Raw genomic sequence first — 20646 nt, forward strand, 5'->3', positions numbered from 1 at the left:
CATGTGGGACGTCATCGGTCGGACCCTATAGGTCTCGCGCGCATCGTGATCGCGGCCATCGCCGTGGTCTTCGCCTTAGCGCTTCTCGTCGTCGGCGGCATAGCACTGGTGAACGCGGTGGCCGGGTCGCCCGACAAGGAAAGTCCCTCGACGGCCGCGCCTCCGAGCGGCCAGAGCACCCCCTCCTCCCCCGGCGCGTCCCCCTCCCGGAAGACCCCCGCGGCGAACGTCCCCCTGCTGATCGAAGTGACCGGCCAGCCCACGAAGGTGGTCATCCGGGTGCCCGACACCGGCACGGTGGTGCGTAGCGGCGTGCTGAACACCGGCGACACCCTCCAGTTCGACGAGAAGACGCTCGACGTCGTCGCGAACAACGGCGGCTCGCTGCAGGTGACGATCTACGGGAAGGTGCAGCCGCCGCAGCCGGCGGGGCAGCGCGCCACCTGGTACGTGCGCCCGAAGAGCTGAGCCGGTCCGGCTAGGAGAGGCCGAGGTCGGCGACCTCGTAGGGGTGCCGGTAGGTCAGGCCCTCCTCGGCGATGCGGGCGGCGGCGCCGCGCTCCAGGATCGTCGCGACCGCCACGACCTCGGCGCCCGCCTCGCGCAGCGCCTCGACGGCGGTGAGCACGGACCCGCCGGTGGTGGAGGTGTCCTCGACGGCGAGGACGCGGCGGCCCGCCACGTCGGGGCCCTCGATGCGGCGCTGGAGGCCGTGCGCCTTGCCGGCCTTGCGGACGACGAACGCGTCCAGCCGGCGGCCGCGCGCGGCGGCGGCGTGCAGCATCGCGGTGGCGACCGGGTCGGCGCCGAGGGTGAGGCCGCCGACGGCGTCGTAGCCGAGGTCGGCGGTCTCGTCCAGCATCACCCGCCCGACGAGGGGCGCGACGGCGCCGTCCAGCGTGACCCGGCGCAGGTCGACGTACCAGGACGCCTTCTTGCCCGAGGACAGCGTGAAGTCCCCGTGCACGACGGCCTTGTCCTTGATCTCTCGCAGCAGCTCATCACGATCGCTCACGAGAGAACCCTATTCATCCGGCGCCGGGCCGCCGCAGCCGCCATGTACCGTGGCGGCGGGAAGGGGGGCCATGACGCCGGGAACCGTGGTGCTGCTGCACGCGCCGGGCGCCGCCGCCGCGTCGTGGGGCGACATGCCGGAGATGCTGCGCTCCTACGGGATGGACGTGATCGCGCCGGACGTCGCGGACGGCGCCGGGGCCCGCTACGTCGCCCGCGTCTCGCTGATCATCTCGGCGGCGGGGCCGTCGGTGCCGCTGGTGCTGGCGGCGCACGGCGCCGCGGGACCGCTGGTGCCCGCGATCGCCCTCGCGCAGCGCGCCGCGCACCGTCCGGTCGGCGGGTACGTCTTCGTGGACGCCGATCTGCCGCGCCCGCCCGGCCCGCACGACCACGACATGCCCGCGGGGCCCCCGGACTGGCCGGAGGCCCCTTGCGGCTACCTGCGCACCCATGCGGACCAGGCGGCCTTCCCCGGCCGCGACGAGACCGTCAGGGCGGCCCGCCTGCGCGGCTGGACGGTCATCGAGCACGAGCCGCCGGCGGCCGCCGCCCAGGCCCTCAGCGAGCTGATAGCGACCCTGTAGGGGACGTCAGGGCGCGTCCACCGGGGTCTCGCCACGCTTCGACCCGCGCAGCGTCGCCAGGGTGAGCAGGGCGGACGCCAGCGCCGCGGCCCCGCAGACGACGAAGCCGATGGAGTAGCCGTGGCCGACGGCGTCCAGCGCCAGCGAGTGGACGGGCTTGAGCGGCGGTGCGGCCGACGACGCGCTGTTGATGCCGAGCGGCCCGCCCTCGTTCAGGACCTCCGTCGCGGCGTGCTTGAGCCCGGCGGGGAGGGACGAGGCGTTCAGCGAGTCGGTGAACCCGCTGCTCGCGCGGCTCAGCGCCACGGCGCCGATGACGGCCGGGCCGAGGGTGAAGCCGAAGTCGCGCAGCAGGTTCGTGGTCGCGCTGGCCATGCCCTCCAGGTGGTGGGGGACGGTGTTGACGGCGGTCGCGGTGATCGAGGAGACGGTGACGGCGAAGCCGATGCCGACCAGCCCGAGCGGCAGGATCAGCGAGGTCATGGCGCGGTCGCTGATCGGCAGGGTCGCGGTCCAGAAGTCGCCGGCGGCGATGAGGATCAGCCCGCCGCCGGTGAGCAGGCCGGGCGGGACCCGGTGCAGCAGCCGTTCGGTGATCGGCAGCAGCACGAGCGCGAGGCCGTTGAGCAGCAGGAACGCCATCGCGGTGTGCATGGGCGGCTGGTCCTGCGCCGGGCCGAGCCGGATGCTCACCGAGTAGGCGGTGCCGAGGAAGCTGAACATGCCGACGACCGCGACGATCGCGGCGACGGCGAACGCCCGGTTGGCGAACAGGTCGAGCCGCAGCAGCGGGGAGCGGACGCGCAGCTCGGCGACCACGAACGCGGCCAGGAACAGCGCGGCCAGCACGAACCCGCCGACGACGGGCGCGGAGCCCCAGCCGTCCTCGGGGCCCTGGATGATCGCGAAGAGCAGCGCGAACAGGCCGAGGCCGATGGTGACCTGCCCGGCCGGGTCGAGGGACCGGCCCTCCGGCGCGCGGGAGTCGCGCGCGAGCACGATGCTGATCACCGCGCTGAGCACCGCGGCGATCGTGACCACGACGAACGACCAGCGCCACGATCCGTACGTCGCGGTGATGCCGCCGAGCAGCGGGGCGAGGAAGCCGCCGGTGGACAGGGACGCCGCCCACAGCGCGATGACCCGCGCCCGCTGGGTGGCGCCGCTCGTCCCGGCGGCGAGCATCGCCAGCGACGTCGGGAACAGCGCGGCGGCGCCGAGGCCGGCCAGCGCCTGCCCGGTCCACAGCTGGTGGACGCCGGAGCTGGTGGTGCTGACCAGCTCGCCGACCGCCATCAGCCCGGCGCCGCCGATGAGCAGCCGCTTGCGGCCGAACAGGTCGCCGAGCACGCCGAAGGTCAGCTCCAGCACGGCGACCGGCAGCAGGAACGCGTCGGAGATCCAGGTGAGCTGGGAGCCGACGGGGTGCAGGTCCTTCTGGAACAGGCCGTTGAGGGTCGCCGGGATCGCGATGCCGATCTGCGCCAGGCAGACCGCGACGCAGCCGGCGACCAGCGTGCCGAGCGCGAGGGCCGTGCCGGGCGCCGGCGTGGAGCGGGACGAGGTCTCCGCGGTGGTGGACACGTGAACTCCTGAGGGGGTGGATGGTGCGGGATTCAGCGGCGCGCGCCGACCAGGACGCCGGGCCGGTACCGGACGAAGGCCGCGCCGTCCAGGCCGAGCGCGAGCGCGCTGCGTTGGAGCCCGGCGGCGGTCGTCCCGGTCCAGCGGCCGGTGGTCACCCGGTGCTGGACGGCGTGGACGGCCGCGACGGTCTCCGCCGTGGTGAAGTTGCAGTGGCTCTGCCGGGCCACGTACGCCTGGCGCAGCAGTGCCGAGTCGCCGGCCGCCCGGACCCGCGCGCCGAACGCGCTCTCCTGCTCGACCGGCACCAGCTGGTCGGACGTCGTGTGCACGTCCAGCAGCGGGACGCCGAGGCGCTGGCCGGCGGTGGACGTCCGCCGCAGCGACCGGACGGCGGCGGGGTCGGCGGTGACGTCGGCGCCCTTGGTGAGGCCGGCCAGGTCGGCCTGGAGGTTCAGCCCGGCGGACCGGTACAGGGCGCTGACCTGCTTGGCGTGCGCGGATCGCCGCAGCAGGGCGGTGTAGTCCACGCCCCGGTTCCACGAGGTGTTGCCGCCGGCGGACAGTTCGACCTGGTACCGCGCGGTCGTCAGGAAGGACAGCAGGCCCTGCGCGAACCAGGCGTACTGCTGCTGCTCCTGGCCCGCGTAGTCGTCCTTGGCGGGCGGCTGCCGGTCCGGGGCCCAGTCGGCGAGGTTGAGGTAGGCGGCGGCGAGCGCGATCCGGGCCCGCCCCTGCGGGGTGGCCTGCGCCTTGGTGACCGCGTCGGTGAGCTTCACGCCGAGGGCGGCGGCCTCGGCGGCGTCGGAGAAGCCGACGAGCTTGTTCCGGTCGCCCGGGGCGAGCAGCGCGGAGATCGCGTACTCGGCGTCGAGCTGGTAGTCGTCCAGGTCGACGCCGCCCGCGACGAGGCCGCAGAGGCCGAGCGCCCCGTCGACGCGTCCGGCGCCGTCCCGGGCGATCTGCGCGTTGATCAGCCCGCCCATGGACTGGCCGACCGAGATGACCTGCCGGGGCCGTCCGGCGGCGGCGCGGAAGGCGTCGATCGTCGCGAACTGGTCGCGCTCGGCCGACTTCAGCGCCCACATCGAGCCGTTCGGGTCGTAGGACGAGCCCGCCAGCGCGTAGCCCTCGGCCAGCAGTGCGGTCCGGGCGCCGGGGCGCGGCGCGTCCTGGGCGACGAGCGGGCCGAAACCGTGGCTGAACAGCAGGAGCGTGCCGTTCCAGCGGGCGGGCACCTCGGCGGTCCAGGTGGCGCCGTCGGCGAGCTTGCCGGAGTGCGCGACGGTGCCGTCCGCCGGAGCGGACGACGGCGTGGCGGTGGACGCGGCGGCGGCCGGGGTCGCGGGGGCGACGAGGGCGGGCGCGAGGGCGAGGGCGGCGCCGGCGACGGCGAGCCTGCCGGGACGGCCGCCAGGGCGAAGCAGGGACATGGAGGCTCCTGACGAGGGGGAGCGAGCCGGACGGTCGCCGCGAATGTACGTCTGAATCTTGACGGCTGTCAATAATGTGACGAACATCGGCGCAGGCCGGACCCCATGCCGATCACCAGGGGTTTCAGGGGTTCCAGGCGTCTCAGCCGAGCGGGAGGGTGTCCAGGATCCGGGCCGCCTCCGCCGCCGCCGGCGGCGCCCACCGCTCGGCGAGGTCCCGGAACACCGCCTCCGCCCGCACCGCGGGCCAGTCCGCGGGCAGGTGCTCGGCCGGCAGGTGCGGGTCCCGGCGCACCAGTTCGAGCCAGTCGCTGTGCAGGACGAGTTGCCGGGCGAGGTCGTCGGGCAGCCCGGACGCGGCGTCCGGTGCGTCCCAGCGGTCGACGAACGCCTGGTAGCGCGCGCCCATCACGGACACGTCGAAGGCCTGCTCCAGCACGTCGCGCACCTCCGTCGGCGCCAGCACGCTGCCGCCGAAGACCCGGATGTGGGATTCCAGGCCCAGCCCCGCCACCGCCGCGGCGACGTCGACCAGGCCGGGCGCCACCCACAGGCCGTTCTGCAGGGGACCGAAGCCCGCCCAGATCAGCCGGGACCGCAGGTCGTGCCGCTCGCGCCGCCAGTCCTCCGGGAGCGAGAACCCGACCAGCGTCCACTGGCCGTCCCAGCGCCGGTTGACCACGCCCGCGCGCCAGATCCGCTCGCGGCCGTCCTCCAGCACCCCGACGGCGTGCGGGGTCAGCGCGAAGTACATCTTCCGGCCCTGCCGGTGCCGCTCCAGGAGCCCGCGCTTGACCATCCGGTTCAGCGACGTCCGGACCGCGTGCTCGCCGATCCCCACCCGGTCGAGCACCGTGATGACGCTGCCCGCGGACACCGCGACGGGCCGGCCCAGCAGGTGCACGCCGAAGAACGTGAGCATCACCGGCTGCGCGCGCGCTTCGGCCGCGGCGGATTCAGGCATCCCCACAGGGTAAGGGGCCGCCCGGATCCCCGGTCGCGCGCGCCCGCCCCCCGCTCTCGCGCGGGGCCGTCAGCTCCCGCGCAGGTCAGCTCTTGAGCAGGTCGTCGAGGAGGGCGTCGTAGTCGTCCTCCTTGCGGCCGAGGTCGACCCGGGCGCGGTACCGCAGGCGCAGGAGCGCTTCGAGGCTGTCCTCGGCCAGGGCGACGTCGTCGGGCCCCGGCGTGAGGGACTCCTCCTCGGCGACGGGCGGCTCCTCGGGGTCGCCGATGCCGGTGCCGACGGCGCGGTCGCGCAGCGCGAGCACCACGTCGGCGCCATTGGTGGCCCAGTCGTGCGCGCCGGACGCGTCGCCCTGCGCGTAGAGCACCTCGGCGACGGTGCGGTACACCTCGGGGTCGCGCGGCCGGTCGGCGCGGATCTGCTCGACGAGCGTCCGCGCCTCGTCGGCCCGGCCCAGCTCGAACAGCGCGTCGGCCAGGTAGGCGCGCGGGTCGCCGTACACCTCGCCGCCGTCCTCCAGGGCCCTGCGGTAGGCGTCGGCGGCCTTGGCGTGGTCGCCGGCGTGCTGCCACTGCTCGCCGGCGCGCAGCAGCACGTTGGCGCGCGACACCCCGCCCGTCACCGACTCGGCCAGCTCGGACAGCCGCTTGGCCGCCGAGATGTGATCGCCGGTGCGCAGGGTGTCGAACTCCAGGTCGTCGAGATCGTCTTCCGTCACATGCGTCACGGTTCAACGCTACCCGCCGGGGCCCGGCCGAAGCGGGCGAATCACTGATGATCGTGCATTACCCGCCCGTATGTGGTCGGCGGGTGCCCGGTGGGCGCGGCGCTCACCTGCGGGAACGTTCGAGGGCGTCCCAGAATCCGCGGCGCAGCGCGTGCCGGACCTCGTCGTGGAGCAGGAAGTCGATGGGCAGTGAGGAGCCCTGCAGCAGCCGTGCCTCCAGGTCGGACGGCATGCGCGGCTTGCGGGCGAGGACGGCCTCCAGCCACAGGGCGGGCGCGTCCCGCGCGACGGACTCGCCGAAGTCCTGGCCCTCCTGGTGCGCGGCCTTCACCGCGTCCGAGAGCGTCGGGGTGTTCTGCTGCGCCGGGACGGGCGCGATCTGCTGCGGGCCGGTGTAGGGGCCGTGCGGGCGGCTCGACGGCAGCGGCGACGGGCCGGACGACTGGGGCGGCAGCGTCTGCGGCGGGGGCGGTGGCGAGGGGGACGGCACCGGCGAGGACGAGGTGTACTGCGGGCCGCTCAGCGGCGGCTGGCCGCCCGCCGGCGCGGGCGCCGGGGCTTGCGCCGGCGACGGGCCGGACGACGGCGGGGCCTGCAGCGGCGAGGACGGCAGCGGCATCCCGCCGGAGTTCAGCGAGGACGACGAGCCGTACGAGGACGACTGTGAACCGTACGACGGGCCGAGGCCGCCACCGCCGCCGGGAAGGGGCAGCGGGCCGGTGGGCACGCCGGTGCCGCCGCTGCCGCCGCCCAGCCCCCCGCCGGACGAGCCCGACGAGCCCGACGAACTCGACGAACCGGACGAGCCGAAGCCGGACGAGCCCAGGCCGGACGAGCCCAGCCCGGACGCGGCGGGGCTCAGCGGCGGCTGCCCGCCGATCGGCGACGAGGGCGGCGGGCCGTTGTGCGCGGTGGTGTGCAGCGGGCCGAGCGGCGCGCCGGCGCCGCCGGGGCCGTGGCCGTTGGAGCCGTGCCCGTTGGACAGCGGGCCCGCGCCGAGGGCGTGCGTCCCGGTGGAGGAGCCGGACCCGGTGTCGATGCCGGTGAGCAGGTTGACGTAGGGGCGCAGGTGGCCGGAGCCGATCTCGATGAGGTCGTCGCACTCCTGGCGCAGCACCCGGGAGATCGTCCAGTTGCCGTCGACGGCGACGTGCACGACGGTGACGCGCAGGCCGAGGTCCTGGGCGTCGGAGACGACCTGGGCGAGGTCCTCGTCGCCGCTGACCACGACGGCGTCGGCGAGCGCGCCGTTGCGGGCGAGGGTCATCAGGTCGCGGTGGATCTCGGTGTCGACGCCCTCGCGGCGGCCGGGCCGGACGCGCCCGAGGCGCAGCTTGAGGCCGGGCAGGTCGGCGAGCGCGTCGTGCTCGGGGGCGCGGCGGCCCTCGACGGTCGCCTCGTACCAGTAGCAGCGCAGCAGGGGCATGCCGGTGCGTTCGCGTGCCAGGTTGCTCAGCAGTTGCAGCAGCCCGCCGAAGTCCCACGAGACGGTCTCGCGATGGCGGGTGCCGTGCACCGCCATGGCGCCGTCCGCCAGCAGGTAGCCGGCGTCTACGAACAGCGCGCAGCGATCCATGCGACACCGCCCTTCCTCTACACGGGAGCTCACAGGCCGGCGTAGTGACCTCGGGCGCCTATAGCGTAGTGAAGCCCGTCAGCCCCGTAGGCCAATACGGCGATTCGCACTCTTTCATGGCATACCGCCGGTTCGCGACTCCCCAGTAACGACAAACTGGGAACCGCGGCGGACGCTACCAGCCGGTGCCGCCCCGCCCCGCCCTTCTTCATGATCTTTACGGGAAGGAGCAGGTCGCCGGTTCAGCCGTAGGGCGACCGCGACCGTGTCTTCAACCGCCCATGGGGCCGGCCGTCCGCGAGGACGGGCGCCATCACCTGTGGCGGGATGCCCGCGGGCGGCCCGGCACCGACCTCGACGCGCACCCCGCCGCCGGCCCCGCCGCCGATCCCGGCGCCGACGTCGACCCGGACCTCGCGGCCGACCCGGACGTGCACCCCGGCGCCCGGCGCGCCGGACCCGACCACGACACGGACGAACAGGCCTTTCGGGTGCTTGTGCACATGAGGTGCCGGCGGGCGCGCGTGCGGGTGCTTCTTCGGCGGCCTGCGGACGGGCTGCGCCGGGACGTGCGGCTTCGGCCGCGGCGCGGGCCGCTGCGCGACGGGCTTCACCACCGGTGGCGGCACGGCCGGGTGCGGCGCGGGACGTTTCGCGGGTGGTCTCGCGGGTGGTTTCGCCGCCGGTTTCGGGGCGGGCGGCCGCGGGCCGGCCTGGACGGCGGCGGGCGGGTCGTGCGCCGGCCGGAGCGGCTCCTCGCCGGACACCAGCATCATCGCGGCGGCCACCGCGGCCGCCACCGCCACCGCGCCGCCGCCGGCGAGCGCCTGCTGCTGCCGCTTCGGCAGATGGCGCAGCCAGGTGAACATGCCGGCCTTGGACGCCAGCGCCATGCCCGCCGCCGCCCCGAGCACCAGCGGGCCGAGGGCCTCGCGCAGCGCCGCGTTCACCTCGGCGAGCTCGGCGCACGCCGCCTTGCAGCCGGCGCAGCCGTCCAGGTGCCGCCGGACCCGGCGGGCCTCGCGCCCGGCCAGGCCGCCGCGCACGTACGAGCCGAGCTTCTCCAGCACCGGGCGGCACTCGCGGCGCGCGTCCGGCAGGGCGTCCATGTGCATCTGCAGGTACGCCTGGCGGAGCCCCTCGCGGGCCCGGTAGGCGAGCGCCGCCGCGCCGTTGGCGGTGAGGCCGAGCAGCGGCGCGACCTCGGACGGCTTCGCGCCCTCCACCTCGGTGTGCCAGAGCACCTCCTGCCAGCGCTCCGGCAGCGACCGGTACGCCCGGACGATCATCGACCGCTCCAGCGCGGCGACGGCCGGGTCCTCGAAGGGGGCGCCCTCGTCGAACTCCTCGATCCGGTCGGTGCGGTGGACGCGGCGGTCCGCGCGCGCCCGGTCGTACACCGACCGCCGCACGGCGGTGAGCAGGTAGGGGCGGAACCCGTTGTCGGGGCCGCCACCGCGCCGCAGCATGCCGAGGACCTTGGTGAACGCGTCCTGCACGGCGTCCTCGGCGGCCATCGCGTCGGCGCCGCCGGTCAGGTGCCGGGCGAGGCGGCGCGCCGCGTCGACGTGCCGCTCGTAGAGCGTCGCGTACGCCGACACGTCGCCGTCCCGGACCCGGGAGATGAGCGTCGCGTCGCCGGATCCGGTCGTGGCGGGCTCCTCCACCGTGGCCTCCTCACCGGCGCGCCGTCATTGGCGGGCTTTTCGCTCCACCGATGCTAGCTCATTGTGATGCCTTGACCACACATTGTGGCTCACGTGGGCACGCGGCACGTCCGATTCGCGGAACCGCGTCATGGACGGCCCGTTCCGGCGTTGGAGGGGCGTGGGCCGGTTCCCCAGCCGCCCACCCGGGGTGCGCCCGTTCCGGCGAGGGGGCTGAACGGGTGCACCCCGCTCCGTGCGCAAGTGCGGGTAGGGCGCCTGGTCAGCGCGTGATGGAGGCGCGGCCGAGTTCGGTGAGGGCGGTCTCGGCGTGCGGCGTCTCCCACCGGACGGTGCAGTTCCTGCCGCTCAGCTCGACCGTGGCGATGGCGTTGTCGAACCACGGGCCCTCGGTCATCCGCCACCGGAGCGGCGGCGCGGGCACCTTGGCGAGCTTCGCCAGCGCGCGGAACGGTCCGCTCACGCCCCGCAGGGACGCGATGCGGTTGGCGCGGCGGAACGTGCCGATCAGCGGGTTGCGCAGCGGCGAGCACACGATCTGCGCGATGTCCGACGCCGTGCCGGGGGTGGTGACGCGGGAGAGGTAGGAGTAATGGATGTCGCCGGAGAGAAAGGAGATGCTGGCCGGCGCGGGGCCCCGCTCTCCCCTCCCGACGGCGATGACGTCCTCCGCCACCTCGCGGAACGAGCGCTCGAACGCCGCCCAGTGCTCCAGGTCGGCGGCCTGCCGGATCTTCTCCCCGACCGCTGCGGCGCGCCGCCCCCACGCGCCGCCCGCGACGGCCTCGTTCCACGACTCGGCGTGGTGGATGGTGCGGGGCAGCAGGAAGGGCAGCGAGCTGGCGATGAGCAGGTGGTCCACGCCGCCCTGGCACTGCTCGTTCAGCCAGCGGAACTCCTCGTCGTCCAGCATCCCGCGCCGGTCGGGCGTCAGCAGCCGGGAGCAGCGGCTGTCGACGACGATCAGCCGGGTGTCGCCCCAGTCGTGCGCGTAGCTCCACCGCATGGTGCCGGGCTGCTTGTCGGCGCGCTCGGCGAACTCGTCCAGGACCTTGCCCGCGTCGCCGCCGCCCTCGGACGCGGCGCGCACGGCCGCGAAGAGCGGGTCGGACGCGCGTTCCTGCGGCGACATGTTCCCGAGGTGCTGGTAGATCCAGTACGAGCCGATCCCGCCGGTGATCCGGGCCCGCCACCACGGCTGCGCCCACATCTCCTGCCGCCAGGCGTACGAGGTGTTCCAGTCGTCGCGGATGTCGTGGTCGTCGAAGATCGTGAAGGTGGGGACGGTGGACAGCAGCCAGCGGACGGCCGGGTCGTGCCAGGCCAGCTTGTACAGGTGGGTGTAGTCCTCGAAGTCGGCGGCCTCGTCGACGGGCGGCTCGTCCTCGGCGCGCCGGCTGTTGATGAACGCGCGCATCTCGTCGGTCAGCTCGTCGGCGTAGACCTGGTCGCCGACCATCAGCAGGACGTCCGGCCAGGCCGCGTCGTCGCCGCCGGTGCGGAGCCGGTGCGCGAACGCGGCGAGCGCGTCGTGCCCGAACTGCTCGGCGGTGCCGGGGGAGCGGCGGCACGATCCGAACGAGATGCGCAGCGTCCCGTCCAGGTCGAGCGTCCTGATCTGGCCGGGCGGGTGGTCCGATCCGGGTTCGGGCCAGACCGTCTCGCCGTCGATGACCACTTGGTAGGGGATGCGCGCGCCGGGCTCCAGGCCGTCGATCTCCACGATCGCGTAGTGGTGGCCGTGCGCGGTGAACGTGCGGGCGCCCGCGTCCAGCCCGTGGTCGGCGTTGACCACGCGGACCTCGCACGGGCGGTCGGTCTCCACCCAGATCGTCGCCGTGCGGTCGCTCACGTGCCGGAGGTGGGGGCCGAGTGCCAAAGCGGTCATAGAAGGTCTCTCTAGCGGAACCCGGCACTTCGCGTCCACCCGGTTGCGGTTAGTGCCGGCCGACCTCCAGGAACGCCGACTCCGTCTCGGGGGATAGTCCCACCGTGGGACGGTCGGGACGCTGCGGTGCGCGCCCGCCTATGGATTGCAGCCACGTCCAGGTGTCTTCCACCGTCTCCTCTATGGGACGGCAGTGCAGGCCGGTTCCGAGCGCCTTGTCGACGTTGCCCTGCTGCAGGGTGTCGTAGGTGTCGCCGGGCGGAAGCCAGATCGGGAGCTCCGTCCACGGCTCGATCCCCGCTTCGAGGATCGCCTCAGGGGACGCCCATACGAATTCGGCGTCCGATCCCGTCGTGCGGGCGCACGCCGCCAGCAGTCCGGCCATCGTCGTGTGCCCTGGCGGACTGATCAGGTTGTAGGGGCCGTTCAGTTTCCGCTCGATGGCGTCAAGCGTCCAGATGGCGAGGTCGCGGCCGTCGATGTACTGGATCCCCTGGTCGCGCGGGCCGGGTGCCAGTACGCGCCCGCCGCGCGCGATCCGGGTCAGCCACCACGGCAGGCGCCCGATGTTCTCGTAGGGGCCGAGTATCAGGCCCGCGCGCGCGAGCAGTGCGCTATCGCCGAACGCGTCGAGCGCCGCCAGTTCCCCGCCGCGCTTGGCTTCCGCATAGGGGACGTCGCCGTCGTCCATGGAGCCCTCTACGACGGGAGCGTTCTCGTCGGCTCCGGCCGGTGTCGGGAACGGGTGGACGGACCGGCTGGAGATGTAGACGTACTGCCCGACCCGTCCTTTCAGGAGCCGCGCGGCGTCGCGGACTACGGACGGCGCGGCCGACCACGTGTCGATGACCGCGTCCCACTCGCCTTGGGTGAGCGCCTTGAGCCCGTCTTCCGTGGTGCGGTCGCCGTGCAGGGCGGTCGCGCCCTCCGGCGGCTCGTGGTGGCCGCGGTGGAAGACGGTCACCTCCCAGCCGCGTGCCAGCGCCTCCTCGGTCGCGGCGCGCCCGACGAACTCCGTCCCGCCCAGCATCAGAAGCCTCATGGCAGGAACTGTACGAGCTGTACGTTATGTACGGAAACTCGGCCTGCTCTGAGCGGAATCACACGCCCCGCTCGGGATGCATGGCGAAGCCCCGCAGCAGCGTGTCCACGACCTGCGTCGCCAGGGCGCCCGGCTCCTTGCCCTCGTCCCCGGTGCTGGCCTCGTGGATCAGCGCGTAGTAGACGCGCCGCGCCCACGCCAGATCGGTGTCCGGGCGCAGCGCGCCCGCGTCCCGGGCCCGCCGGAAGAGCCGCTCGCACCTGGCCTGGACGTCGGCGTGCACCCGGGCGACCTCGGGGTCCGGCGAGGCCGAGGCCCGGGTCATCCCGAACCCCCAGCCGATCTTGACCTCCAGGACGCTCGCGGTGACCTGGTACAGCGCCACCAGCGGCGGCGCGTCCTCGACCGGGACCGCGTCCACGGCCTCGGCGAACCGCCGGGTGGCCCAGGCGCCGAGCGCGTCGACCAGCGCGTCCCGGGTCGCGAACCGCCGGTGCACGGTCGTGCGGGCGACGCCGGCCGCCTCCGCGATCTGCTCCATCGTGGCGGCCGGATCGGCGGACAGGACCCGCTCGGCCGCCTCCAGGATCGTCCGGACGGTCCGTTCCGCATCCGCACGCAACGCTCTGCTCACACCGAAACAGTACAGCAAAGTTCCAACTAACGAACTACTTGCAACATCGATGATGCATCTACTAGCTTGGCCGCATCACCAGTGATGCATGAAGGAGTTCTCATGGACCTGCGACTGACCGGCAAGACCGCCGTCGTGACCGGCGCGAGCAAGGGCATCGGCCTCGCCACCGTCGAGGCGCTGACCGCCGAGGGGATGCGCGTCGTCGCGGCGTCCCGCACCATCACCCCCGGCCTGAAGGAGACCGGCGCGATCACCGTCGCGGCCGACCTGTCCGAGCCGGACGCCCCGGCCCGCCTGATCGAGACCGCGCTCGGCGAGCTCGGCGGCATCGACGTGCTCGTCAACAACGTCGGCGGTGGTGACGGCGGCGGCATGGCGGGCGGCTTCCTGTCCTTCGACGACGCCGCATGGCAGGGCACGTACGAGCTGAACCTGTTCGCCGCCGTCCGCACCACGCGCGCCGCGCTGCCGAGCCTGCTGGAGCGCTCGGGCGCGATCGTCAACGTCTCGTCCAACGGCGCCCGGACGCCGCACGTCGGCCCCGTCCCGTACACGACCGCGAAGGCGGCGCTGACCGCGTTCGGCAAGGCCCTCGCCGGGGAGTTCGGGCCGCAGGGCGTCCGCGTCAACACCGTCTCGCCGGGCGCCACCCGCACCGCCATGTGGGAGTCCCCGGACGGCTACGGCGCCGAACTGGCCGCGGCCCTGGGCGTGGAGCAGCAGCAGCTCATCGGCGTGCTCCCGGACCGGATCGGCATGCTCACCGGCCGTCTCGTCGAGCCCGCCGAGGTCGCCGCGCTCATCGCCTACCTGGCCTCGCCGCTCGCCGCGAGCACCACCGGCACCGACCACCTGATCGACGGCGGCGCGGTCAAAACCGCCTGAGGAGCGATACCGTCGAAGTGTGGGCTTCGACATCGTCCGCGACCTGCCGCCGGCACTCCACGACCGGGCCGCAACCTGGACCTACCTCACGGGGTTCGCCGAGAGCTGGGGAACGCCCCTCGGCGCGGACGACGGCGCGCCCGAAGCCGAGCTGGCCGGGGCCGAGGAGCGCCTCGGCCTCCGGCTGCCCGCCGCCGTCCGCGAGGCCTACACGCTGCTCGGCCGCCGTCCCGACCTGCACAGCAACTCCAACACGCTGCTCGGCCCGGGCGAGCTGGCCGTCGAGCACGGGGCGGTGATCTTCCGGGAGGAGAACCAGGGGGCGGCGCGCTGGGGCGTCCTCCTGGACGATCTCGGCCAGGAGGACCCGCCCGTCCACGTGCGGGAGGACCTGGCCGACAAGTACCTCGAACTCTGGGAGCCGTGGCTCGACCGCTTCTCGGTGACCGTCCTGGACATCGTCCTGTCCGAGTCCACGCAGGGCCCCGAGGAACTGTGCGACTTCCGCGAGCTCCACGAGGGCGAGGACGACGAGCTGACCCGCCGCTTCACCCTCCTGCCGTTCCCGGCGGAGTACCAGAACTTCTACTTCGAGCGGGACGTCCTCATCTCCGACGGCGGAGGCGACATGCTCTGCGTCCGCGCCCGCGACGCCGAGACCCTCGACCGCTTCCGCGCCGAATTCCCGGGCCACTGGCTCAACGCCTGACCACCGCCGTTCCCCACCGTCCGGATGTGGACCGCTGCCGCGGCGGCCCGCCGGGGTGATAGTGGGGTGATGGACCGGAGACTGCAAGCGGATCTGTTGCGCCGGGCCGCGCGCGACCAGAGGGTCCGCGAGTCGACCCCGCGGGCCTTCCTCTCTCCCTTCAAGGCCCTGCGCTTTCTCTGGGTCGACGACAGGAACGCCGCCTGGCTCGATCGCGTCGTCCGGCGGCGCGGGTGGCCGGGGATCTCGCTGGTCGGAACGGAAGCGGCCCATGCGGCCTGGCTGCTCGCCCAACACGCCGACCGGCGGCGGCGGGCGCAACGCCGTTTCCTCGGCGCCCTGCTGAAGGCGGTCGAGCGCGGCGACGCCGACCCCAAGGACCTCGCCTACCTGGAGGACCGCGTCCGGATCAACGCCGGCCGGCCCCAGCGGTACGGCACCCAGTACGGCATGACCGCGGCGGGATTCGGCCCGCAGCCCGTCGAGGAGCCCGACGGCGTGGACGACCGCCGCGCCGAGGTGGGCCTGCCGTCCATGGCCGAATACGACGCCGAAATGCGCCGCTGCCTCGCCGACCGTCAGTCGTCGAGGTGACGGGCGGCCAGCGCGGTGACCTGGGCGTGACCACCCGTCCGCACGGGCCCGCCGCCGCGGGCGGTCCCGCTAGTGCTCCGAGACCGCGCAGGAGCCGGGCCACAGGGGGTCGTCGCCCTCGTGCGCGAGGTGCTCCTCGTAGATGGCGACCTTGTGGGAGATGAGGTCGAGACAGTGGTGGAGTTCCTCGATCTGGGCGGTCACGCGCTTCTGGTGGTCGCGCAGGAGGGACAGCCGCGCCTCCACGGTCGCCGTCCCCTCCCGCACCAGCGCCGCGTACTCGCGGATCATGTCCAGGGGCATGCCCGACGCCCGGAGCCGTGTGCACAGGTACAGCCACTCCAACTCGGTCTCGCCGTAGACGCGCTGCCCGCCGACGCGGCGCACCGGCATGGCGAACAGCCCTTCCTTCTCGTAGAAGCGCAGGGTGTGGACGCTGAGACCGGTGCGTTCGGCGGCCTGTCCGATGGTGAGGGACATGCGTCCGAGGCTACGGGCTTGCCCTGGAGCCGACTCTAGGACCTAGCGTCCGGGCCCATGAACGTCACACTGATCACGGGCGGCTCCAGCGGGATCGGCGCCGCCGCGGCCCGCCTGCTGCTGGAGCGCGGCCACCGCGTCGCCGTCACCGGACGCGACCGGGACCGCCTCGACCGCTTCGCCGAGAGCTGCGGAAACCCCGGCACGCTCCTGCCCCTCGTCGCGGACGCCGCCGACCCCGACGCCATGCGGTCCGTGGTGGACGCCACCGTCGAGCGGTTCGGGCGGCTCGACGCGGCCGTGGCCAACGCGGGATTCGCCACCCCCGACAGCGTCGTCGACGGCGACCCCGCCCGATGGCGGGACATGGTGCTGACCAACGTCCTCGGCCCGGCGGTGCTCATCCGGTCCTCGGTCGGCGCGCTGAAGGCCACGCGCGGCCGGATCGTCCTGGTCGGCAGCGTCGCGGGCTTCATCCACACCCCCGGTAACCTCTACGGCGCTACGAAATGGGCTCTGACCGGCCTCGCCGAGAACACCCGCCGCGCCGTGACCGCCGACGGCATCGGCGTGACGCTGATCGCGCCGGGACGCGTCGGGACCGCCTTCTGGGACGACCTCGGCGGCCCGCCCGAGGGCGGTACCCTTACCGCCGACCAGGTCGCGGAGTCGATCGCCTGGGCCATCGGGCAGCCGCCCGGCGTGGACGTCAACACCGTCACGATCCGTCCTATCGGCCAACCGGTCTGACCGGGTCGTCGAGCCACAGCCACTGGCGGTCCGGTGCGACCGTGAGGCCGAACCGGCCGAGCGGGGGACGTCCCCAGCGCAACCACTCGAAATAGGCGGCCTCCGCCTCGTCCCACAAACGCCGCGCGCCGGCCTGCTCGACCGTGAACTCGACCTTTCCGGGGACGAAGTCGACCGACGCCCACGAACCGCCCGGGCCACTGGCCTCCAGCAGCCACAAGGTCGCCTCGCCCGTCGGTTCGGTGTCGAAGCACAGGTCGGCGCGCACGCCAGGGACGAGCCCGGCCATCGCGGCCTCCAGCCCGCCGCCGGGGGTGTGCAGCAGCAGCCGCGGGTCCAGCCGCGTCGTGGAGGACGCGACGCCGGTGACGGCCTGCGTCCACTCCCGCGTGCGCGTGGTGCGGTGGCCGCGCTGCGACCGCAGCATCATGTAGCCCGCCGAGCCCGCGAGACGCCCGATCGCCGTGCCGTCCGGCAGCACGTCCAGCCGGACCTGGTAGCCGTACGAGAAGTCCGGCATCCACGGGAACACGATCGCGCCGCCCGGCCTCGCCCGCTCCACCCACCCGTACGGCAGCGTCGTCACCCCGCACGTCACATGCACCAGGTCGAACGGCCCTTCCGGGGCGTCGGTGGCGGCATCGCCCACGAGCAACTCCGGGCCGAACCCGGCCTTGTCCAGGTTCTCCGCTGCCCGCCGCGCGACCTCTTCATCGATCTCGATCGAGGTCACATGGTGCTCACCGGTCCGCGCGCACAACAGCGCCGCCGTCCACCCGGTACCGGTGCCGACGTCCAGGACCCGCTGCCCGCCGAACGGATGCAGCAACTCCAGGAACGGCAGCACCACGTTCGGCGCCGACAACGACGACGTCGGAGCACTCGGCCCGCCGTCGACCTGCGTGATGATCGCCGCGCCGGGATCGTAGACCGCCCGCCACCACCCGTCCGGGTCCTTCCGCAGGTCGATCTCGCGGCGCGGACCGTCGTAAGGCGAGGCCCACGCCACCTCCGGCGCGAAGACGTGCCGGGGAACCCGGTGCAGCACGGCACGCCAGGAGTCGTCCGTCATGTCGCCGCTGGCGGCGAGCCGGTCCGCCATCGCGTCGATCCGTCCGTCGACGTCCATCACTTCCCCCGCTTCCCGGTGCCCTTGCCCGGGTCATCCGGCGGGACCGGACGGCCCTTCTGCTGCCCGTCGCTCTCGATTTCCTTCTGGTCCTTGCTCTCGCGACCGCCCATCAGAGCCGGTCCTCCCGTCCCGTCGAGGGCCGGCCCGATGGCCGCACCCAGCATGAACCCGAACGCCAGCGACACCGTCATGGCGCCTCCGATGATCAGCGCCATGGACTCGAGGTGGTCCGGGGTCATGCGGCCCCGCCCAGCTCGACCCGCACGATTTTTCCCTTTCCAGGCCTTTTCTCCACCGTCCATCCCCCGGAAAGGCAGGCCACCAGCGGCAGCCCCCGCCCTCCGAGGTCGCCGAGCGCCGGATAGCGCATCTCCGGAAGCTCGTCGCTCCCGTCCCACACCTCAATTACCGGACATTCTCCGGATAGGCGGCAAACGACCTTTATCGCGAGGTCGCCGCCCGCCTTCCCGGACGCGGTGATCGCGTTGGTGACCAGCTCGGACACGACCAGCCGCGCCATGTAGTCGTCGCCCAGCTCCCAATGCGCCCACGCCACCGAGACGAGCTGCCGCGCCTCCCGCGCCGACTCCGGAACCGGTTTGAGGCAGCACTCGAAAGCGTCCGCCAAGCCGTCCACTTCCCGATCACCGCCTTTTCTGTGATTCTTTCGGTGTTCGACTCCAAGAGTGAACGGCCGCCGTTACCTTGGCCATGGATCCGCAGACATCGGATACAAGATCGAAAACGGGGAGTGCGCGATGCTTCGCAGGGAGACGCTCGAACCACGATCGTCGATGTGGGACTTTCTGGCCTCCCACCTGCACTTTCTTCGGATGAAGCACGACTACTCGTGCGCCTACGTCGGCAAGATCACCAAAGCGGCCCGGCAGACCGTCTCCCACTGGGAGAGCGGCTACCGGAAGCCCGACGAGAAGCAGGTCGCCCTGCTCGACGAGCTGTACGGCACCGGCCAGCTGCTCGCGACGATCCTCTACTGGGCCAAGGCCGGCCACGAGGCCAACTGGTACGAGGAGCAGGTGGCGCTCGAGGCCATCGCCTCCGAGATCCGCATCTACGAATCCGGCCTGGTACCCGGCATCTTCCAGACGGAGTCTTACGCCCGGACGCTGTTCCGTCAGGCCGGGGCGGCCGACGTCGAGGCCGAGGTCCGCAAACGCATGGCACGGGCTGAGATCCTGACCCGCTCCGACCCGCCTCGGGTCTGGGCTCTCCTGGATGAGAACGCGGTGGACCGCAAGGTCGGAGGCGCCGACGTGATGCGTGAGCAACTCCATCGGCTTCTGGAGCTCTCCGAATACCCCAACGTCATCCTCAACGTCGTCCCCCGGTCGGTCGGCTACCACCTCGGGCTTCAAGGCTCGCTCAAGCTGCTCACGGTGGGGCGGCGGATCTTCGCCTACACGGAAGCCGCGGCCGGTGGAAGACTGATGCAAGATCCCGCGGAAGTCGAGCAGATGAGGCTCCGGCACGACCTGATCGCGGCCGACGCCCTCTCCCGCCAGGCTTCGCGCGACTTCATCAGAGAGATACGGGAGTCGATGGCATGACCGCTCAGCGATGGCGCAAGTCGAGTTACAGCGGAGGCACATCGGGGTCTGACTGCGTTGAGGTGGCTGCGCTGGCGGGCGGTGTGGGGGTGCGGGATAGCAAGGATCCGGGCGGGGGTCATGTCGCCGTGGATCGTGCGGTGTTCGCTGCGCTCCTCGCTCGCGTCCGCTGCGGAGCCCTCGACGTGAAGTGAGGGCGAGATGCACCCTGTCAGGGACGTCATCAGACGAGCATCGGAGTCGTTGACATGGCTCAGTGGCGCAAGTCCAGCCATAGCGGCGGTTCGTCCCAGACCGACTGTGTCGAGGTGGCCGATCTCGAATCCGGTGTAGGCCTGCGGGATAGCAAGGATCCGGGCGGTGGTCACGTCACCGTGGATCGTGCGGTGTTCGCTGCGCTCCTCGCTCGCGTCCGCTCCGGAGCCCTCGACGTGAAGTGACGGCGAGGCGCACCCTGTCAGGGACATCGTCCGACGAGCATCGGAGTCGACGGGATGACCCAGTGGCGCAAATCCAGCTATAGCTCGGGTGACTCCGGGACGGAGTGCGTCGAGGTGGCCGCGGTGGCGGACGGTGTTGGAGTGCGGGATAGCAAGGACCCGGGCGGTGGTCATGTCGCCGTGGATCGTGCGGCGTTCGCCGCGCTCCTCGCTCGCGTCCGCTGCGGAGCCCTCGACTTGACGTGACGCCGCCAGGCCGCTGACGGGGCGTCAGGTGTTGTCGGGTGGTGAGGGTGGGGTGAAGGCGCCGGCCGAGGCGGCCAGGGTGGCGGTTCTGGCCGCGTGGGCGGGCAGGGCGGGGTCGGGCTGCGTGCGGAGGAGCACGAGCTGGTGGTACAGCGGCGCGGTGGCGGCGATGAGCAGCCGCCGGGCCTCGGTGCGCGGCGGGAGCTCGCCGCGCCGGACGGCCCGGTCGACGATCGCCTCGCAGCGGGCGTACCGGTCGTCCCAGAGCCGCCGCTGGGCGCGGTCGGCCTGCTCGGAGCGGAACGAGGCGGCGATCAGGGCCGCCACGACCGGCGGCCGTGCGGTCAGCGCGTCGTGGATCTCCTGGTTCAGCGCCGCGAGGTCGCCTTCCAGCGAGCCGGTGTCCGGTGGCCGCCAGTCGTCGTCGCCCGCCGCGTCGAGGACGTCGGCGAGCAGGCCGCCGACGTCCCCCCAGCGCCGGTACACCGTCGCGCGGTGCACACCGGCGCGGGCGGCGACGACCTCCACGGTGAGCCCGTCGTAACCGTGCTCTCCGAGCTCCGCGAGGACCGCGTCGAGCACCTGCCTGCGGATACGGGCGCTGCGGCCGCCGGGGCGGCGCCGGGTCGGCGGAGCAGATCCGGGACCTGGGGTTTCGGAGGTCATCGCTGGTCATCCGTTTGCTCAGGGGGCGGCGGCTGTGGCAGCATCTTAATGCATCAG

General features: G+C 73.1%; 25 protein-coding genes. 10 read left to right on the forward strand and 15 right to left on the reverse strand.

The genetic code is table 11. From position 1 onward, the window contains the following. Positions 1–3 precede the first annotated feature (3 nt). Positions 4–468 carry a hypothetical protein gene (locus ACA514_RS35915; protein WP_375045733.1) on the forward strand — a complete coding sequence of 155 codons (465 nt, stop codon included), beginning with the start codon at positions 4–6 and terminating at the stop codon, positions 466–468. Positions 469–478: 10 nt separating this feature from the next. Here ACA514_RS35915 and pyrE read toward each other — a convergent pair whose 3' ends face one another. Then, entirely contained in the window at positions 479–1015 is a 537-nt protein-coding gene (gene pyrE, locus ACA514_RS35920) for an orotate phosphoribosyltransferase (RefSeq protein ID WP_375045734.1), read from the reverse strand. A 70-nt stretch (positions 1016–1085) separates the two neighbouring features. Here pyrE and ACA514_RS35925 point away from each other — a divergent pair, with 70 nt between their 5' ends. Next, positions 1086–1601, forward strand: coding sequence for a hypothetical protein (locus ACA514_RS35925; protein WP_375045735.1), 516 nt, complete (start codon positions 1086–1088; stop codon positions 1599–1601). Between the two features lie 6 nt (positions 1602–1607). Here the strand turns inward: ACA514_RS35925 and ACA514_RS35930 are convergent, their stop codons facing one another. The 9 genes from ACA514_RS35930 to ACA514_RS35970 all read right to left on the reverse strand — a co-directional run bounded on the left by ACA514_RS35930 (position 1608) and on the right by ACA514_RS35970 (position 13116). After that, on the reverse strand, positions 1608–3185 hold the full coding sequence (locus ACA514_RS35930; protein WP_375045736.1) for an MFS transporter: 1578 nt from the start codon (positions 3183–3185) through the stop codon (positions 1608–1610). Positions 3186–3217: 32 nt separating this feature from the next. Then, positions 3218–4618: a hypothetical protein gene (locus tag ACA514_RS35935; RefSeq protein WP_375045737.1), complete on the reverse strand. Its 1401-nt coding sequence runs from the start codon at positions 4616–4618 to the stop codon at positions 3218–3220. 142 nt (positions 4619–4760) lie between these two features. Then, positions 4761–5582, reverse strand: coding sequence for a PaaX family transcriptional regulator C-terminal domain-containing protein (locus tag ACA514_RS35940; protein WP_375045738.1), 822 nt, complete (start codon positions 5580–5582; stop codon positions 4761–4763). 85 nt (positions 5583–5667) lie between these two features. Beyond that, complete coding sequence (locus ACA514_RS35945) at positions 5668–6309, reverse strand: tetratricopeptide repeat protein (RefSeq protein ID WP_375045739.1); 642 nt, start codon at positions 6307–6309, stop codon at positions 5668–5670. A gap of 103 nt (positions 6310–6412) precedes the next feature. After that, positions 6413–7885 (reverse strand): NYN domain-containing protein, encoded by a 1473-nt coding sequence (locus ACA514_RS35950; protein WP_375045740.1) that lies wholly within the window; start codon positions 7883–7885, stop codon positions 6413–6415. 242 nt (positions 7886–8127) lie between these two features. Next, positions 8128–9552 (reverse strand): sigma-70 family RNA polymerase sigma factor, encoded by a 1425-nt coding sequence (locus tag ACA514_RS35955; RefSeq protein ID WP_375045741.1) that lies wholly within the window; start codon positions 9550–9552, stop codon positions 8128–8130. 262 nt (positions 9553–9814) lie between these two features. Beyond that, entirely contained in the window at positions 9815–11404 is a 1590-nt protein-coding gene (locus tag ACA514_RS35960) for an alkaline phosphatase D family protein (RefSeq protein ID WP_375045742.1), read from the reverse strand. 85 nt (positions 11405–11489) lie between these two features. Next, positions 11490–12482 carry an NAD-dependent epimerase/dehydratase family protein gene (locus ACA514_RS35965; RefSeq protein ID WP_375045743.1) on the reverse strand — a complete coding sequence of 331 codons (993 nt, stop codon included), beginning with the start codon at positions 12480–12482 and terminating at the stop codon, positions 11490–11492. Between the two features lie 58 nt (positions 12483–12540). Next, entirely contained in the window at positions 12541–13116 is a 576-nt protein-coding gene (locus ACA514_RS35970; RefSeq protein WP_375045744.1) for a TetR/AcrR family transcriptional regulator, read from the reverse strand. 102 nt (positions 13117–13218) lie between these two features. Between ACA514_RS35970 and ACA514_RS35975 the strand changes: the two genes are divergently transcribed. The 3 genes from ACA514_RS35975 to ACA514_RS35985 all read left to right on the forward strand — a co-directional run bounded on the left by ACA514_RS35975 (position 13219) and on the right by ACA514_RS35985 (position 15307). Next, on the forward strand, positions 13219–14004 hold the full coding sequence (locus ACA514_RS35975; RefSeq protein ID WP_375045745.1) for an SDR family NAD(P)-dependent oxidoreductase: 786 nt from the start codon (positions 13219–13221) through the stop codon (positions 14002–14004). 19 nt (positions 14005–14023) lie between these two features. Beyond that, positions 14024–14713, forward strand: a complete 690-nt coding sequence (locus tag ACA514_RS35980; RefSeq protein WP_375045746.1) for a hypothetical protein — start codon at positions 14024–14026, stop codon at positions 14711–14713. 69 nt (positions 14714–14782) lie between these two features. Then, positions 14783–15307 carry a DUF6624 domain-containing protein gene (locus ACA514_RS35985; protein WP_375045747.1) on the forward strand — a complete coding sequence of 175 codons (525 nt, stop codon included), beginning with the start codon at positions 14783–14785 and terminating at the stop codon, positions 15305–15307. A 69-nt stretch (positions 15308–15376) separates the two neighbouring features. On the opposite strand, the gene ACA514_RS35990 is transcribed toward ACA514_RS35985, so the two are convergent. After that, complete coding sequence (locus ACA514_RS35990) at positions 15377–15787, reverse strand: MerR family transcriptional regulator (protein WP_375045748.1); 411 nt, start codon at positions 15785–15787, stop codon at positions 15377–15379. Between the two features lie 57 nt (positions 15788–15844). Between ACA514_RS35990 and ACA514_RS35995 the strand changes: the two genes are divergently transcribed. Then, positions 15845–16537: an SDR family oxidoreductase gene (locus ACA514_RS35995; RefSeq protein ID WP_375045749.1), complete on the forward strand. Its 693-nt coding sequence runs from the start codon at positions 15845–15847 to the stop codon at positions 16535–16537. Here the strand turns inward: ACA514_RS35995 and ACA514_RS36000 are convergent. The 3 genes from ACA514_RS36000 to ACA514_RS36010 are packed head-to-tail and all read right to left on the reverse strand — an operon-like array spanning position 16518 to position 18306. Continuing rightward, the gene (locus tag ACA514_RS36000) at positions 16518–17666 is read right to left on the reverse strand and encodes a methyltransferase domain-containing protein (protein WP_375045750.1); all 1149 of its coding nucleotides are present in this window, start codon (positions 17664–17666) and stop codon (positions 16518–16520) included. The genes ACA514_RS35995 and ACA514_RS36000 overlap by 20 nt on opposite strands. Next, positions 17666–17908 carry a hypothetical protein gene (locus ACA514_RS36005; RefSeq protein WP_375045751.1) on the reverse strand — a complete coding sequence of 81 codons (243 nt, stop codon included), beginning with the start codon at positions 17906–17908 and terminating at the stop codon, positions 17666–17668. Before ACA514_RS36005 ends, ACA514_RS36000 begins: the two co-directional genes overlap by 1 nt. Then, positions 17905–18306 (reverse strand): ATP-binding protein, encoded by a 402-nt coding sequence (locus ACA514_RS36010; protein WP_375045752.1) that lies wholly within the window; start codon positions 18304–18306, stop codon positions 17905–17907. The genes ACA514_RS36005 and ACA514_RS36010 overlap by 4 nt, the downstream gene beginning before the upstream one ends. 121 nt (positions 18307–18427) lie before the next feature. On the opposite strand from ACA514_RS36010, the gene ACA514_RS36015 reads away from it, so the two are divergent. From ACA514_RS36015 to ACA514_RS36030, 4 genes are read left to right on the forward strand one after another with little or no spacing between them, the layout of a single operon-like run. Then, the gene (locus tag ACA514_RS36015; protein WP_375045753.1) at positions 18428–19237 is read left to right on the forward strand and encodes a helix-turn-helix transcriptional regulator; all 810 of its coding nucleotides are present in this window, start codon (positions 18428–18430) and stop codon (positions 19235–19237) included. After that, positions 19234–19431: a DUF397 domain-containing protein gene (locus ACA514_RS36020; RefSeq protein WP_375045754.1), complete on the forward strand. Its 198-nt coding sequence runs from the start codon at positions 19234–19236 to the stop codon at positions 19429–19431. The genes ACA514_RS36015 and ACA514_RS36020 overlap by 4 nt, the downstream gene beginning before the upstream one ends. Before the next feature lie 54 nt (positions 19432–19485). Next, positions 19486–19677, forward strand: coding sequence for a DUF397 domain-containing protein (locus ACA514_RS36025; protein ID WP_375045755.1), 192 nt, complete (start codon positions 19486–19488; stop codon positions 19675–19677). A 54-nt stretch (positions 19678–19731) separates the two neighbouring features. Beyond that, entirely contained in the window at positions 19732–19923 is a 192-nt protein-coding gene (locus tag ACA514_RS36030) for a DUF397 domain-containing protein (protein ID WP_375045756.1), read from the forward strand. A 24-nt stretch (positions 19924–19947) separates the two neighbouring features. Here the strand turns inward: ACA514_RS36030 and ACA514_RS36035 are convergent, their stop codons facing one another. Next, a complete protein-coding gene (locus tag ACA514_RS36035) occupies positions 19948–20505 on the reverse strand; it encodes a TetR/AcrR family transcriptional regulator (protein ID WP_375045757.1) in 558 nt (185 codons plus the stop codon). Between the last annotated feature and the right edge of the window lie 141 nt (positions 20506–20646).

The organism is Actinomadura sp. NTSP31 (assembly GCF_041951385.1).
Taxonomy (GTDB): Bacteria; Actinomycetota; Actinomycetes; order Streptosporangiales; family Streptosporangiaceae; genus Spirillospora; species Spirillospora napierensis.

Bases quoted from the DNA above. Each gene is read 5' to 3' on its own strand.
- ACA514_RS35935 (WP_375045737.1), bottom strand. From the start codon at position 4,618: ATGTCCCTGCTTCGCCCTGGCGGCCGTCCCGGCAGGCTCGCCGTCGCC.
- ACA514_RS35950 (WP_375045740.1), bottom strand. From the start codon at position 7,885: ATGGATCGCTGCGCGCTGTTCGTAGACGCCGGCTACCTGCTGGCGGAC.
- ACA514_RS36030 (WP_375045756.1), top strand. From the start codon at position 19,732: ATGACCCAGTGGCGCAAATCCAGCTATAGCTCGGGTGACTCCGGGACG.
- ACA514_RS36025 (WP_375045755.1), top strand. From the start codon at position 19,486: ATGGCTCAGTGGCGCAAGTCCAGCCATAGCGGCGGTTCGTCCCAGACC.
- ACA514_RS35925 (WP_375045735.1), top strand. From the start codon at position 1,086: ATGACGCCGGGAACCGTGGTGCTGCTGCACGCGCCGGGCGCCGCCGCC.
- ACA514_RS35995 (WP_375045749.1), top strand. From the start codon at position 15,845: ATGAACGTCACACTGATCACGGGCGGCTCCAGCGGGATCGGCGCCGCC.
- ACA514_RS35990 (WP_375045748.1), bottom strand. From the start codon at position 15,787: ATGTCCCTCACCATCGGACAGGCCGCCGAACGCACCGGTCTCAGCGTC.
- ACA514_RS35975 (WP_375045745.1), top strand. From the start codon at position 13,219: ATGGACCTGCGACTGACCGGCAAGACCGCCGTCGTGACCGGCGCGAGC.
- ACA514_RS36015 (WP_375045753.1), top strand. From the start codon at position 18,428: ATGCTTCGCAGGGAGACGCTCGAACCACGATCGTCGATGTGGGACTTT.
- ACA514_RS35940 (WP_375045738.1), bottom strand. From the start codon at position 5,582: ATGCCTGAATCCGCCGCGGCCGAAGCGCGCGCGCAGCCGGTGATGCTC.
- ACA514_RS36000 (WP_375045750.1), bottom strand. From the start codon at position 17,666: ATGGACGTCGACGGACGGATCGACGCGATGGCGGACCGGCTCGCCGCC.
- ACA514_RS36005 (WP_375045751.1), bottom strand. From the start codon at position 17,908: ATGACCCCGGACCACCTCGAGTCCATGGCGCTGATCATCGGAGGCGCC.
- ACA514_RS35965 (WP_375045743.1), bottom strand. From the start codon at position 12,482: ATGAGGCTTCTGATGCTGGGCGGGACGGAGTTCGTCGGGCGCGCCGCG.
- ACA514_RS35985 (WP_375045747.1), top strand. From the start codon at position 14,783: ATGGACCGGAGACTGCAAGCGGATCTGTTGCGCCGGGCCGCGCGCGAC.
- ACA514_RS36020 (WP_375045754.1), top strand. From the start codon at position 19,234: ATGACCGCTCAGCGATGGCGCAAGTCGAGTTACAGCGGAGGCACATCG.